This is a genomic window from Vibrio aestuarianus, assembly GCF_012395185.1.
In the GTDB taxonomy this organism is placed as follows: Bacteria; Pseudomonadota; Gammaproteobacteria; order Enterobacterales; family Vibrionaceae; genus Vibrio; species Vibrio aestuarianus.
Map to the genome: position 1 here is coordinate 30,419 of NZ_JAAZTU010000033.1, position 13,706 is coordinate 44,124.

Genomic DNA, 13,706 nt, shown 5'->3' on the forward strand with positions numbered 1-13,706 from the left:
ATTTCCCTAGAGGTAACGAGAGGCCAGCTCTAATATTTCATTCTGTGAAGTGTCTTTAGTATTAACGATCCCTGCGGCACGGCCATTACTCATAACCAAAATTCGGTCAGTAATACCTAACAGCTCTGGCATTTCAGAAGAAATAATAACAATACCTTTATTCTTCTTCGCTAATTCCAATATCAACTGGTATATTTCAAATTTAGCACCCACATCAATACCACGAGTAGGCTCATCTAACATTAATATTTCAGGTTGGGTTAATAACCAACGACCAATAATTACTTTTTGTTGGTTACCACCAGACAAGGAACCAATCGATGTTTCATGCGATGGTGTTTTTACACTCATGGAGTCAATCACCCACTGAGTATCGCTTTTCATCTTTTTGTTGCTCAACAATCCCAATTTGGTTTTGTATTCATCAACGTTAGCGACTAAGGAATTAAAAGTGATATCTAGATTGCCGTATATTCCCGTTGATCGACGCTCTTCAGTCACTAAAGCAAAACCGTTATTAATGGCTTCATGAGCATCTCGGTTTTTCATTTCACGACCGTGTAAAACAATATGCCCACCACTGCGCTCACGTACCCCAAAAATCGTTTCGACTATATCAGTCCGCCTTGAACCAACAAGCCCAGCGACACCGAGAATTTCACCTTCTCTTAGTTCAAATGAAACATCTTGAATCGAAGGTTGGTTCAGCGCTGTTAAGTTTTTAACCTCTAAAATCACTTCTTTGGGTACGTTTGTTTTTACAGGGAAGCGTTGAGTAAGTTCTCGACCAACCATCATCGAGATGATTTTGTCCATATCTAGACCTTGCAGTGGTCGAGTGTCTACCCATTGCCCATCACGTAGGATCGTAATCTCATCACAAATGGCGAAAATCTCTTCCATTTTGTGTGAGATATAAACCACGCCACAGCCTTTCTCTTTTAACTTCTTAATAATAGTAAAGAGATGCGATACCTCTTTCTCAGTCAAAGATGAAGTTGGCTCATCCATGATCACGATACGAGCGTTATAAGAAAATGCTTTGGCAATTTCGACCATCTGCATTTGAGAAACTGACAATTTCGCCACTTTAATTTTTGGGTCAATATCAATATCTAATTCATCAAAGATTTCTTTGGTATCACGATACATTTTATCGTGATCAACAAATAACCCTTTTTTTGGATAGCGACCCAACCAAATATTGTCCATAACCGAGCACTGTAATACTTGGTTTAATTCTTGGTGTACCATGGAAACACCAGCTTCCAAAGCTTGTTTAGACGATTGGAAATTAACATGCTCGCCTAGAAATATAATATCACCTTCATTCTTCTCGTAAATTCCAAATAGGCATTTTAATAGTGTCGACTTCCCTGCTCCATTTTCTCCCATTAATGCATGAATAGAGTGTGGTCGAACTTTTAAATTTACTTTATCTAATGCCTTAACCCCAGGAAACTCTTTACTCACTCCTGTCATCTCTAACAGAAATTCATGTTCTTGATTTACCATGGCATCACTTATTTCATTTTAGGTTGTTATTATCAATTACGCTTATTTTACTATAACCAAACAAATTAAACTTTCGATTAAGCAGAGCATAGAATCATTCCCATTAACATAGAAAAACTATGTAATTATGAGCAATGAACGCCACTAACATCTCTGCAGTTTAAAATATGAATGGTCTCTCGATAATTGATTGAATAAACACGCTGCATTGGGATAAAGGGGGAATAACTCCCCCTTTAAATTAGATTACTCAAGCGTAGATCTATCAACACCTACGTAAGGAACGCGGACAATCTTGTCCTTCATTTCCCACTGAGTGCCTTCTGTTACAGGTTTACCGTTCGCTAGGTTACGCGCTAATTCAAATGTCGCTTTCGCTTGTGAATCAGCATCGTTTAATACTGTACCAGCCATATCGCCAGATTTAACCAATGCAAGTGCTTCTGCCAAGGCATCTACACCAAATACTGGAACTGTTGCACCTGCGCCACGTAATGCTTCGATTGCACCCATTGCCATACCATCATTGTTGGCAATAACAACTTCAATTTTGCTACCGTTAGGGCCTGACAACCATGCATCCATTTTGTCTTTTGCCATTGCGGTATCCCACATACCAGTATCCATGTGAAGTTCTTCAGTTTTGATGCCGTTTTCATTGATCATTTTCACTGAGTAAGATGTACGAGCTTCTGCATCTGGATGGCCTGGTTCACCTTTCAACATGACATATTGAAGAACACCATCGCCATTTTTATCCCATGATGGATTTGCCTTCCAATGTTGAGCAATTAAGTCACCTTGGATGATGCCAGACTCTTTAGAATCCGTACCCACATAATACGCTTTGTCATAGGAAGCCAACGCTTTCGCACTTGGTTCTTTGTTGTAGAAAACGATTGGAACATCGTCCATTTTCGCTTTGCTAATGATACTCGGTGCTGCCGCAGGGTCTACAAGGTTGATAGCAAGGGCTTTAACACCGCGTGCGAGCATTACATCTACTTGGTCATTTTGCATGGATTGGCTGTTTTGAGAATCATTCATCAAAACTTTGGTATCACTGTCGCCGTCTGCTTGTTTCTCAATGGCTTGACGCACAACCGACATGAAGTTGTCATCATATTTATAAACAGTAACACCGATTGTTGTATCAGCCATTACTTGAGAACCAAAACTCATACCGGCAGCAAGCATTGCTAAAGTAGTTAACTTTCTCATTGAACAAGTCCTATTTGTTAGTGTTGTTATTACGTTATATGTAGGGGGAAAACGCTATCTAACTGATAAAAAAGGCATCAGTGAAAACGTTTACCTTTCGAAGTATAGTAATAATAAGAACAATTAATGTGAACTGGTTAAAATTTTGATGGCGAACGTGTCAAATTGTAAGTTTTTATGTAAATAATTTGATGAGACCTGCAAAATTAAGTAAGGCTACGTAACGCAATGTAACAGCGAGATCATATTCTCGTTTTCTTAGCCAAATGAACAAACAATTACGTTCAAACTCTCAAATAACCAAATGTTAACGTTTACACTTAATATTATGTATATGCAATCAAGATTCATGGGTTTGTAGCTGACAAAGTGTAGATTAAAATTGTTACATACGTGAAACAATTGAGGAAAACTTGACAAGTAATACTCGGTCTATTTGCTATATCCAAATAATTTTACGCGCTGTTTTCATCCATGAATTCTAATTTTTCACCTCATTGTTATTGGCATATGCCAAAAATAGAGAGTATATTGACTTGAAAACGAAATGCGAATTTTAGGAGTTCTTATGATTTACGCGATCCCTTGCCAGCAAAACGCCCTCTTCAATCACTTTGCTAAAGCACCACAATTGATGATTGTAGATAATGTAAAATCAACTAGTACGTTAATTGATGTACCGCTTTCAAAGGAAAACTGTGGCAAGAAAAAAACATTATTTAATATTCTAAACCATCATCACGTCGATGCCGTCATTGTCCGTAGTATTGGACAAAATATGTTGTCAGCACTCTTCAATAAAAACATTGCTGTATATAAAGCTCCGAGAGGGAGCGTTCTATCTTCACTTAACCCAAATCAGCTGCAACCAGTGACTGATCTTGCTTTTGGCAAACCGTCACCGAATAAAGCAAAAAAAACATGTGCTAGTAAAAAAGAGTGCCATACCAAGAATAGCCTCAATAATAAGCTTTCTCCTCGGACCATGGTTGCATTAAAAAAAGTACTTAAATTGAATGTGATTAGCAGGGAAACAGTATGACTTACCTGTTAGCATTTGTGCTTTTTGTTGGCTTGATTGTATTGATGGCACTGGGCGTTTTATTTCGCAGAAAATCTTTACAAGGTAGCTGTGGTGGACTGGCTAATATTGATATTGAGCGAGAATGCAATTGTGTTGATGTATGCGATGAGCACCAAAAAGTACTCTATCAAATTGAAGAACCTACATCACATGGCTAGTATTGAACAAGCATCAGTGCGCATCCCTCCACTAGGCAAGTAGCGACTTTGCTTCGGGCACGATTAACAATATTACCAAACGTTTGTCTTGATACGCCCATTTGAGTCGCTGCATCTAATTGACTTAGCCCTTCTTTGTCTGCCAGCCGTAGTGCTTCTAACTCTTCCGGCAGCAAATCGACCTGAGCTAACTCTGTAAGCTTAACGCCATTGGGTTTGAAACAAGCATATGCAGCCTGCCCACAAATATTACGTGCTTTTTTCGGTCTAGCCATTATCTGTTCCTACTCCTCATTCATAGATTGGAAACATTATGTTGATTCAGCATCCACCACACCATTGTCACTGCGCAGTTTGTTGCGAACCTTTTTTTTCAAATCACCAACCTATTGAATTTCAGTCGTTAACTGATGATCGTGTGACCGCACAGATTGTAGCAACTGAAAAGATGCAAGGCTATCGCGGCGTAATGCAAGGAGGGTTGATCAACACCCTGCATGATTCGGCAATGACTCATTGTTTATTTGCTAAAGATATCCACGCCATGACAGCAGAATTAACCGTAAGATATCTTTCTCCAGTGCCCCTTTACCAATCGCTCACGGTTGAAGCAACGCTCATTAAACAAAAACGAACGATTTACTATCTTGATAGTTCGATATTTTGTGGTGAACAATGCCTTTCAACCGCTACTGCCAAGTTCATGTGCCAAGGGAATAACGAGTATTTTAAAAAATAATTTGAAAGTGATGATGAACAGGAGCACTGTTTCATGCTCACAAGGTAGCTTATTGTATATCAACAATAAGCTACCTATTTAGAAACAAGGATATATGATGAACATAACCGCTCATGCGAAAACTCGTTATTCAACCAAAGCCTTTGACTCAACAAAACGTATTTCTGACCAGCACATTGCTGAAATTAAAGAGCTGATCCGTTTTAGCCCTTCGAGTACCAACGCTCAACCTTGGCATTTCATTCTCGCAAGCAGTGATGAAGCCAAGCAAAAAGTGGCACAAGCGACACAAGGCTTCTACTCATTTAACGAAGGGAAAATCCTTAACGCCTCTCACGTTTTAGTCTTCTGCGCGAAAACCAGTATTGATGAAAATTACTTACTTGATCTACTTGAAGTTGAAGACCAAGATGGGCGATTTTCCAATGATGAGGCAAAGCAAGGTCAACACAGAGGTCGTTCTTACTTTGTCAACATGCACAGATTTGACTTAAAAGATGCTCAACATTGGATGGAAAAACAAGTTTATTTGAACGTTGGTACAGTACTACTAGGTGTCTCTACATTAGGCATTGATGCAGTACCAATTGAAGGCTTCGATGCCAAAGTGCTTGACGAAGCGTTCGCTTTAAGAGAACAAGGCTTGTCTAGTGTTGTGATTGTTCCTTTAGGTTACCGCAGTGAAGAAGACTTCAATGCCAAGCTGCCTAAATCTCGCTGGCCTGAAACAACAATTATCACGGAGTGCTAATGGCAAGTGTGAATCTAATCGCGGAAATCAAAGCTAGTCAGGGTAATGAAAAAAGAGTTGAAAGACTGCTTACCGAATTATTGGAGCCTTCTCGTGCAGAAACAGGTTGCTGTCAATATGAGCTTTACCGAGATCAATCCATTGACGGCTTGTTTGTAATGCAAGAAATTTGGTGTTCTGAAGCATCATTACTTCAGCATCAACAAAGCAAACATTTTCAGCATTTTCTTGCTATCGTCAATGAAGAAGCGTTGATCGAGTATATACAGCCACGCCCATTGATATTCATTGCTTAAATAGCTAAATGTTTCTAATAAGCTTAATGAGTTGTCGCCTGACAAACTACAACTCATTGCTCTTCAATTATCAGACTTTGCAAACCACTCTCTTTATGTTGTTATGGCTATCACACCAACTAGAAAGTCCTACCAATGAAAGCCTTAAACGATCTAAATATTTTTGTTGAAACGGCAAGACAAGGCGGCTTTTCACAAGCTGCTCATGGCCTGAATTTAACGCCTGCGGCTGTAAGCGCAGCAATTAAACGACTCGAATCACAGCTTGGTTTCGCTCTGTTTGTGCGATCAACACGAAGTTTGCGACTCACCGCCGAAGGCGACATTTTCCTTACTCAAACCACCAGCGCATTACAGATTTTACAAGATGGCTTAGATATGATTTCGGAAGCAAAAGGTGAACTTTCTGGCACCATTTCCCTTTCAGCACCTTCCGACCTCGGACGCAATCAACTGTTGGATTGGTTGGATGAATTCATGACCATGCACCCGAAAGTTTCTATCCGCTTAGAGCTCTCTGACAGTATTACCAATATGTACAGTAAACCAATTGATGTTGCTATTCGCTATGGTATTCCACCCGATTCAAACCTTGTAGCACTACCACTGTGCAAAGAAAATATTCGTGTCGCTTGTGCATCACCCACTTACATAAAAAATAGCCCCCAAATTGTGCAACCCACTGATTTACTCTCGCATCACTGTTTATGTTTTATGCTTTCTGGCAGTTATCACAATAAATGGGTATTTTGGAAAAACGGTCAAGTTGAGACGGTTTCAGTATCAGGGCAATTAGCCGCGAATGATGGTGACGCCGTAAGGCAATGGGCTATAAAAGGGAAAGGAGTCGCTTACAAATCGCTGCTCGACATTAGCCAAGATCTTATAGATGGGTCGTTAATCTCGCTCCTCCCCGATTGGCAAAGTGAAGTAACGCCTGTTTATTTGGTTTGTGCCGATAAACGCTTAATGAGTCCGACAACGCGTGCACTTCACCAATTTCTTCAACAAAAATGTGAACAACAATTACGTCATACCATTCATTTTATGAATGGAAATGCTGGCGGACAATAACGATTCATGACACATGAATGACATATCCATACAAAGTGTCGATATTTTTTTGCATTCTCATTTTGTACAGTGTCCATAACATAAACAAACCACACTATAGGATATTTCAGGCATGAAAAAACTGACTCTTCTCGTTGCAACGACACTCCTTACCGGACAAGCATTCGCAGCTGAAACATACATTAGAAACGGTCAGATCTATACTCACGAAGGTCGTTGGGTTGCAGAAGCTGGAGCGGTTATCGGTAGCAAACTGTATAAAGGGCAAGATCATACCGTCGCGCCACTACTCAACTTTGGTTACCACGGTGAAGATTTAAACGTTGACTTTGGTGGAATCAACTACCGCTTTTTAGGACAAACTGGAGATACTGTTAATGTCAGCGCCTACCTCGGTAGCAGCGCCTTAGGCTACAAAAGCGACGATGCAGACATCTTAAAAAGCATGGATAAACGTGATATCAGTCTAGACCTTGGCCTTAATGTAGACTTTGCCGTAAGCCCACAAGGTACCATTTCTACCTATTTCCAACATGATGTGACCAATGCTTATGGCGGTTACCTAGCTGGAGTGAAATATTTCCATGTTATGAACCTAGGAAAATTGGATCTTGTTCCTTTTGCAGGCGTCACTTATCAAAGCTCAGACTATGTAGACTATTACTTTGGCGTTAAAGATAAAGAAGCCAACTCAACTCGTAAAGCATACGAAGGTGGAAGCGACTTTGCTTATAACCTTGGCTATAAAATGATACTGCCTCTTTCAACAAACTGGGAAGTCACTCAAACTACTACCTACACTCGTTTAGGCTCAGATATTTCCGATTCGCCGTTGGTCGACAGTGCAAATCAATGGCTATTTGGCGCCACTGTCGCCTATCACTTCTAATGGCTAAACAAGGTTTCCGTTACTCTCTGTGACCTTGTAGTTAGCTTCAAGAAAGTAATCCCGCTAAATGTGGGATTACTGTTATTTGATGCAGATAACAGCTTTAACTCTGAACTTAGGTTGAGCCTAGCTTCTAACCTCCTTATACTCACTTATTATTTCCCTACTCATTTTAATGTTATGAAAATTATAGCGGTTACCGCTTGTCCAACAGGTATTGCTCATACCTATATGGCGGCTGATGCCTTGAAAAAAGAAGCAGCAAAACGTCACTTATCTATCAAAGTAGAAACACAGGGGGCGATGGGCGTAGAGAACCCACTCACCGTTTCAGATATTGTCAGTGCTGATCTTATTTTAATTGCCTCTGACATTGAAATAGAGCGACGTGAGCGTTTTGCTGGCTGTAAAACTATTCAAGTTTCGATTGAAGAAGTTCTAACAAATGTTCAGTCTGTGCTTGACCGTTATCTGTAAGTATCCATGATCACCACCCGAATCAATTTTGTCTTAAAACCTAACGGGTTAGTCGGTTGGCAGCTCAATGAGCTGAAGACGTTAAGCCATCATTTCCGCTCAGTGGTGGTGGTATTCAACCTCACCAGAGATAAAAAAGCACTACTTACACATACGCTGCAAGTCTTAAGTATGGGGTCAAATCCTGGTGACTTATGCCAGATCGCGATAGAAGGGTTGGATGCTGAGTTAGCATGTATGGTAATCACTGAATATTTACGTGATCACTCACTGTTAATCTCTACATCCCATAAACAAAACCGTCACGCCGAACATATTTTCAATACACATTCTGCTTTTAAACTGCCTTTTTCGTTAAAGTGGCATTATTCAAATTCACTTTCTTGCCCGACAAAGCAAACCGCTCTTTATGAGATTTCACAACAACTCGTGCCCCACAATCCGATTGACATTCTGCAAGCACTTGAACAACGAGAAACCGTCTCATCAACACTCATTGGCTCTGGTATCGCTCTACCTCATATTATGCACCCTAGCATTACACACCCAACATTAGCAGTTCACGTCGTAGATAATGAATTGAATTGGTCAGCTACATTAAGCCCGGTCTCCATGATCATTACCCTGCTTTTGCCTTCCGCTTGTGATAAGACTGTTTTAAAACCAATCACAAAATTAACTCGCTGGTTATTAGATCAGGATCACCGACAATTGTTGATAGATGCACAACGCGAGGAAACCATAAAAGCTATTTTGCTGCACGTAATGGTGAAAGAAGAAAGCTTCGCTAACTAAGTATTATTGACCGTTGCACGGTATTCCGACGGTGTCATTCCTGTTTTGTTTTTAAAGACACGAAAGAAATAATTGACATCGAGAAACCCACAGCGCGTTGCTACTTCGTTCAGGCGAAATGCGTATTTCTTTAACATGAATTTGGCCCGTTCAATTCGTACCCAAGCGATATAGTCAGCCAATGTCATGTGACCCTGCTGGCGAAACATACGTGAAAGATGGTTTGCTGAAATATTAAAGCGATGGGCGATGCTATCGCGCGTAATGCTACGATGAAAGTTTTCTTGTATATAGATACAAATACCTTGGTACAGGTCTTCACTACGTTTTTCGGCGAAGCATCTGGCTGGTCAAGCATGGTGGCACTGTAGCTTAGTAATGCCAGCAGTAAATGTTCATCCATTGGACTTTTTGTCGGCTCTTGAGCTAACGCATTTAAGCCTGCTAAAATATGGTCAATCGCATGACCGGTTCGGGTTGGAATACTGTGTTTTTGCACGTCATAAAATCCACTATCCCCTTTATGTTTACTCACTAGGCTAAAGCCCATTTGGCGACGACCAAACAATAAACTCAATACCGAGCAGTCCTCTTCCCAATCCGGTTTATTCCAGCAATTTGGCGGAATGTAAAGCGCGTCCCCTGCTAAAATATTCACCTTGGCGATATTGTGCTCTGCCTCTTCAATTTCATTACTGTATACCCCACTGACTACTAATTCTAAACGAGGAAAATTGACTTGGTAGCTAAATGCAGGCGGCGTAATGTTATCGCTAGCAAACCAAATTCGATTAAAGCTCTCGCGCTCAGACAATAGGACTTCAATGACATTCTTAAAAACGGGGATCACATAACAAACCTTACAACACGCATTAGAGATGCAACTATAATCCAATAATCAATACTGTACCAAACATAAGCTTGGTTTGACCAACTATAAAAAACACAAGAAAATCAATATATTCACCTGATTTTAAAGGTGTTTTATGAAAATCATTAAGATGACAATCAAAAAACAGAAACAGGACACTGATCACGTTTAGTAACTAAGGGTACAATAATCCAGTAAATGCATTTTTCGTACACTACCGAATCATACGTTATCCGTTCACAATATCGTCAACAAAGCGTCATTTACAATAACGATAAAACTATATAGGGAACGAACGATGATCACTCAACTCATTAATGAGAAATTGATCCGTCTTGATCTTCAAGCAACATCAAAGGATGAGGTGTTTTCTGAACTCATCGATGTACTGGCAGAACAAGGCCGTATCAACGATAAAGAACAATTCTTAGCCGATATTTATGCCCGTGAAGAACTTGGCAATACCGGTTTTGAAGATGGCGTTGCACTGCCACATGCTAAAAGCACTGCCGTTATTGAACCTGCCGTTGTGATTGGCGTTAGCAAAACGGGCATCGAATACGGCGCTGAAGATGGCCTACCATCAAAACTCTTCTTTATGATTGCTTCACCAGACGGTGGTTCAAACCATCATATTGAAGTGCTTGCTGAACTCTCTTCTAAGCTGATTGAAGATGGCTTTATTGAACAATTTTTATCAGCAACGACAGAGCAAGAGGCACTCACCTTACTATTGACCAAAACTGAGAAAGAAAACACGGTAAAAGCCGATCAAGGCTTCTTAATTGGGGTAACTGGTTGCCCGGCTGGTGTTGCGCACACTTACCTTGCCGCAGAAGCCCTTGAAAAAGGAGCCGCTGAACTGGGCTACCACATCAAAGTAGAAACCAACGGCTCTATTGGTGTGAAAAATAGCCCAAGCGATGAAGAAATTGCCAAAGCAGACGCCATCATTGTTGCGTGTGACAAACAGGTCGATATGGCACGTTTTGCTGGTAAAAAACTGGTCGAAACTGGTGTAAAAGCACCGATCCGCGATGCAAAAGGTTTAATTGAAAAAGCTTTAAATGCCCCTAAATACAACGCTGATGCCAGCGCTAATGTGTCAGATGGAAAAGGCAAAGCGGCGCAAGCGCGTTCTGATTTATACCGCTACTTAATGAATGGCGTGTCACACATGATCCCATTTGTTGTTACGGGTGGTTTGTTGATTGCCTTGGCTCTAGCTATCGGTGGTGAGCCTACCGAGGCGGGAATGGCCATTCCTGATGGCAGTTTGTGGAACCAAGTACTCAATGTGGGTGTGGTTGCCTTTACATTGATGATCCCGATTCTTGCTGGTTACATCGCATACGCGATTGCTGACCGCCCCGCATTAACTCCAGGTTTAATCGGCGGTTGGATCGCCAATAATGGTTCATTTTACGGTGCAGATGCCGGTACCGGTTTTATTGGTGCAATTATCGCGGGTCTTCTCGTGGGTTACTTTATTAAATGGCTAACCAGCATTCATTTTCACAAATTTTTGCAACCACTTGTGCCAATTATGATTGCCCCAATTGCAGGTTCGTTATTTATCTCTAGCCTGTTTATCTTTGTTATTGGTGCACCTATCGCAAGCTTAATGGATGGCTTAAACGCGCTACTGACGGATATGAGCTCGGGTAACGTTATTCTATTGGGCATTGTGTTAGGTGGGATGGCTGGTTTTGATATGGGTGGACCATTCAACAAAGTGGCATTTCTATTCTCTGTAGGGATGATTGCTAGCGGTCAAACTCAATTTATGGGTGCAATGGCATGTGCTATTCCAGTAGCTCCTCTGGGTATGGCCCTAGCAACCGTACTTGGTCGCAAACTCAACTTATTTGAAGCATCAGAAATTGAAGCAGGTAAAGCCTCTGGCGCTATGGGTTTAGTGGGTATATCTGAAGGTGCCATTCCATTTGCAGCGCAAGATCCGATGTCAGTAATCCCGGCAAACGTACTCGGCTCAATGGTTGCAGCGGTCATGGCTTTCACTTTTGGTATTACAAACAGTGTTGCTCACGGCGGTCCTGTAGTAGCATTACTCGGCGCAATGAACAAACCGCTACTTGCCCTTCTGTGTATGGCAACCGGTGCAGTCGTTACTGGTCTTATCTGTGTGACGCTGAAAAAAATGCGCCAAGAGAAATTACAACAAACAGCAGCATAATACTTAACCAACCACCCCGTCCCCCGTGGGGTGGTTGATGCGAATCAAAGCGATGCTCCTTCGTTTATGTTGTACTCCCGCTTCACCTCGGGAGTTTTTTAGTTCTTGTTTTCGCTCTTTTTTCTTTATTTTTGATTTTCGTGAGATGCCATAATGACCAACAACCCACAACATTTTTTTTTGATGAACAATGTCATTCAAAATTACGCTTGGGGCAGTACAACTTCTATCAATCAATTGTTTGATATTCCAAACCCAACTAAAACTCCGCAGGCTGAAATTTGGATGGGTGCACATCCCAACGGATGTTCTCAGGTTGAAATTGATGGTAAATCTATTTCATTGTTAGAATTGATCAACCAAGATAAATCGACATTCCTTTCCGCTTCAACTGCCACAACATTTGCTGAATTACCTTATTTATTCAAAGTATTAGCCGCAGAAAATGCGCTATCAATTCAAGTTCATCCAAGCAAGCAAGAAGCTGAGGTCGGTTTTGAGAGAGAAAACAAGGCCGGTATTCCACTCAATGCTGGGCATCGTAATTATAAAGATCCAAACCATAAACCTGAGTTGGTTTACGCATTAACACCTTACCAAGCTATGAATGGCTTTCGTGCACTTTCAGAAATCGTAGCACGTTTTCAAGCATTACAAATTGACGTCATTTCTGACCTCGTTGAGCAATTTGAGCTAAACCAAACATCAAAAGGCCTACAAGATTTCTTTACTGCCTTATTATCGCTCTCCGGCGAGCAAAAAGAGCAAGCCGTTAATGCGCTACTGACTCATGCCAATCACTACTCAAACGACGAAATATTTACTCTTATTTTAGAGCTTGCTCAGCAATATCCGGGCGATATTGGCTTGTTTTCACCGCTGATGTTAAATGTATTAACCTTGGCTCCTGGTGAAGCGATGTTTTTGGATGCCAGAACACCACACGCTTACTTAAAAGGAACAGGCCTTGAAATCATGGCAAACTCCGACAACGTATTGCGTGCCGGTTTAACCCCAAAACATATGGACATTGCAGAACTTGCATCATGCACACGGTTTGAAGAAAAACCTGCTGCCACGTTGTTATTGCAACCGATAGAAGAACGTGGTGCACTACTTTTCCCTGTGCCAGTAACGGACTTTAAATTTGCGATTTATCCGCAGTCAAATAATGTCACAGTGGAAGTAACGAGTGCTGAAATTATTTTGCCGATCGATGGTGACGCAATATTAACTCATCAAAATGGCGAAAAGATTACCATCGCCAAAGGCTGCTCGGTATTTATTCCGGCATACACGGGAGAGTATCAATTATCTGCTGAGGGCCGAGTGGCTCGTGCTTATAACTGAGCAAGCAGTTCCTACCTCTATTGCAGTGCTACTCTATGACTAAAAAATAAAGCGAGCCTATCTAGGCTCGCTTTATTTTGGGATGGAATTAAAAAGTTAAATTTCTTAATTAGTGGCTTTGGTTTCGTTTCCAAACTGCTAATTCAATCCAGATCTGTTCGAGTTGTTGAATTTCTTCTTCCGTCAAAAGGGCAAGTGTTGTTTGAGATGAAGGCGAAGAACTTTCTTTAGGAGAATCAATCTGCGCATAAAAGTCTTTTTTTAATTGCATTATCACGGAGTTCACGAT

The 13,706-nt window shown here is 41.0% G+C and carries 15 protein-coding genes and 1 pseudogene; 11 read left to right on the plus strand and 5 right to left on the minus strand.

Features of this window, described 5'->3' with window-relative positions; all coding sequences use genetic code 11:
* Positions 1-6: 6 nt before the first annotated feature.
* Together mglA and mglB are read right to left on the minus strand one after the other, a co-directional pair.
* Positions 7-1,515, minus strand: a complete 1,509-nt coding sequence (gene mglA, locus HGG78_RS14860) for a galactose/methyl galactoside ABC transporter ATP-binding protein MglA (RefSeq protein ID WP_053309876.1) — start codon at positions 1,513-1,515, stop codon at positions 7-9.
* 246 nt (positions 1,516-1,761) lie between these two features.
* Positions 1,762-2,736: a galactose/glucose ABC transporter substrate-binding protein MglB gene (gene mglB / locus HGG78_RS14865; RefSeq protein ID WP_053309877.1), complete on the minus strand. Its 975-nt coding sequence runs from the start codon at positions 2,734-2,736 to the stop codon at positions 1,762-1,764.
* Positions 2,737-3,304: 568 nt separating this feature from the next.
* Between mglB and HGG78_RS14870 the strand changes: the two genes are divergently transcribed.
* Entirely contained in the window at positions 3,305-3,778 is a 474-nt protein-coding gene (locus HGG78_RS14870; RefSeq protein WP_053309878.1) for a NifB/NifX family molybdenum-iron cluster-binding protein, read from the plus strand.
* Positions 3,775-3,978: a (Na+)-NQR maturation NqrM gene (nqrM, locus tag HGG78_RS14875; RefSeq protein WP_053309879.1), complete on the plus strand. Its 204-nt coding sequence runs from the start codon at positions 3,775-3,777 to the stop codon at positions 3,976-3,978. Before HGG78_RS14870 ends, nqrM begins: the two co-directional genes overlap by 4 nt.
* Here nqrM and HGG78_RS14880 read toward each other — a convergent pair.
* Positions 3,975-4,253 carry a DUF134 domain-containing protein gene (locus HGG78_RS14880; RefSeq protein ID WP_053309880.1) on the minus strand — a complete coding sequence of 93 codons (279 nt, stop codon included), beginning with the start codon at positions 4,251-4,253 and terminating at the stop codon, positions 3,975-3,977. The two genes, nqrM and HGG78_RS14880, sit on opposite strands and share 4 nt — an antisense overlap.
* A 38-nt stretch (positions 4,254-4,291) precedes the next feature.
* On the opposite strand from HGG78_RS14880, the gene HGG78_RS14885 reads away from it, so the two are divergent.
* The 7 genes from HGG78_RS14885 (at position 4,292) to HGG78_RS14915 (ending at position 8,999) form a co-directional block, all read left to right on the plus strand.
* Positions 4,292-4,717, plus strand: a complete 426-nt coding sequence (locus HGG78_RS14885) for a PaaI family thioesterase (protein ID WP_172533360.1) — start codon at positions 4,292-4,294, stop codon at positions 4,715-4,717.
* A 97-nt stretch (positions 4,718-4,814) separates the two neighbouring features.
* The gene (nfsB, locus tag HGG78_RS14890; protein WP_053309882.1) at positions 4,815-5,468 is read left to right on the plus strand and encodes an oxygen-insensitive NAD(P)H nitroreductase; all 654 of its coding nucleotides are present in this window, start codon (positions 4,815-4,817) and stop codon (positions 5,466-5,468) included.
* On the plus strand, positions 5,468-5,764 hold the full coding sequence (locus tag HGG78_RS14895) for a putative quinol monooxygenase (protein WP_053309883.1): 297 nt from the start codon (positions 5,468-5,470) through the stop codon (positions 5,762-5,764). Before nfsB ends, HGG78_RS14895 begins: the two co-directional genes overlap by 1 nt.
* A 135-nt stretch (positions 5,765-5,899) precedes the next feature.
* Complete coding sequence (locus HGG78_RS14900; RefSeq protein ID WP_053309884.1) at positions 5,900-6,838, plus strand: LysR family transcriptional regulator; 939 nt, start codon at positions 5,900-5,902, stop codon at positions 6,836-6,838.
* Positions 6,839-6,950: 112 nt separating this feature from the next.
* Positions 6,951-7,727 (plus strand): outer membrane protein OmpV, encoded by a 777-nt coding sequence (ompV, locus tag HGG78_RS14905; RefSeq protein WP_168780599.1) that lies wholly within the window; start codon positions 6,951-6,953, stop codon positions 7,725-7,727.
* Positions 7,728-7,907: 180 nt separating this feature from the next.
* Positions 7,908-8,204 (plus strand): PTS fructose transporter subunit IIB, encoded by a 297-nt coding sequence (locus HGG78_RS14910; protein ID WP_053310437.1) that lies wholly within the window; start codon positions 7,908-7,910, stop codon positions 8,202-8,204.
* Positions 8,205-8,210: 6 nt separating this feature from the next.
* Positions 8,211-8,999: a PTS sugar transporter subunit IIA gene (locus HGG78_RS14915; protein WP_168522301.1), complete on the plus strand. Its 789-nt coding sequence runs from the start codon at positions 8,211-8,213 to the stop codon at positions 8,997-8,999.
* Here HGG78_RS14915 and HGG78_RS14920 read toward each other — a convergent pair.
* Positions 8,996-9,849, minus strand: a pseudogene (locus HGG78_RS14920) (helix-turn-helix transcriptional regulator). The gene HGG78_RS14915 and the pseudogene HGG78_RS14920 sit on opposite strands and share 4 nt — an antisense overlap.
* Before the next feature lie 319 nt (positions 9,850-10,168).
* Between HGG78_RS14920 and HGG78_RS14925 the strand changes: the two are divergent.
* Positions 10,169-12,067, plus strand: a complete 1,899-nt coding sequence (locus HGG78_RS14925) for a PTS fructose transporter subunit IIABC (protein ID WP_053309888.1) — start codon at positions 10,169-10,171, stop codon at positions 12,065-12,067.
* Positions 12,068-12,220: 153 nt separating this feature from the next.
* Positions 12,221-13,417 carry a mannose-6-phosphate isomerase, class I gene (gene manA / locus HGG78_RS14930; protein WP_254068228.1) on the plus strand — a complete coding sequence of 399 codons (1,197 nt, stop codon included), beginning with the start codon at positions 12,221-12,223 and terminating at the stop codon, positions 13,415-13,417.
* A gap of 109 nt (positions 13,418-13,526) precedes the next feature.
* Here manA and HGG78_RS14935 read toward each other — a convergent pair.
* Positions 13,527-13,706: hypothetical protein (locus HGG78_RS14935; protein WP_216835620.1), on the minus strand; the 180-nt coding region annotated here is incomplete at its 5' end.

Bases quoted from the DNA above. Each gene is read 5' to 3' on its own strand.
- mglA (WP_053309876.1), bottom strand. From the start codon at position 1,515: ATGGTAAATCAAGAACATGAATTTCTGTTAGAGATGACAGGAGTGAGT.
- mglB (WP_053309877.1), bottom strand. From the start codon at position 2,736: ATGAGAAAGTTAACTACTTTAGCAATGCTTGCTGCCGGTATGAGTTTT.
- HGG78_RS14870 (WP_053309878.1), top strand. From the start codon at position 3,305: ATGATTTACGCGATCCCTTGCCAGCAAAACGCCCTCTTCAATCACTTT.
- nqrM (WP_053309879.1), top strand. From the start codon at position 3,775: ATGACTTACCTGTTAGCATTTGTGCTTTTTGTTGGCTTGATTGTATTG.
- HGG78_RS14880 (WP_053309880.1), bottom strand. From the start codon at position 4,253: ATGGCTAGACCGAAAAAAGCACGTAATATTTGTGGGCAGGCTGCATAT.
- HGG78_RS14885 (WP_172533360.1), top strand. From the start codon at position 4,292: ATGTTGATTCAGCATCCACCACACCATTGTCACTGCGCAGTTTGTTGC.
- nfsB (WP_053309882.1), top strand. From the start codon at position 4,815: ATGAACATAACCGCTCATGCGAAAACTCGTTATTCAACCAAAGCCTTT.
- HGG78_RS14895 (WP_053309883.1), top strand. From the start codon at position 5,468: ATGGCAAGTGTGAATCTAATCGCGGAAATCAAAGCTAGTCAGGGTAAT.
- HGG78_RS14900 (WP_053309884.1), top strand. From the start codon at position 5,900: ATGAAAGCCTTAAACGATCTAAATATTTTTGTTGAAACGGCAAGACAA.
- ompV (WP_168780599.1), top strand. From the start codon at position 6,951: ATGAAAAAACTGACTCTTCTCGTTGCAACGACACTCCTTACCGGACAA.
- HGG78_RS14910 (WP_053310437.1), top strand. From the start codon at position 7,908: ATGAAAATTATAGCGGTTACCGCTTGTCCAACAGGTATTGCTCATACC.
- HGG78_RS14915 (WP_168522301.1), top strand. From the start codon at position 8,211: ATGATCACCACCCGAATCAATTTTGTCTTAAAACCTAACGGGTTAGTC.
- HGG78_RS14925 (WP_053309888.1), top strand. From the start codon at position 10,169: ATGATCACTCAACTCATTAATGAGAAATTGATCCGTCTTGATCTTCAA.
- manA (WP_254068228.1), top strand. From the start codon at position 12,221: ATGACCAACAACCCACAACATTTTTTTTTGATGAACAATGTCATTCAA.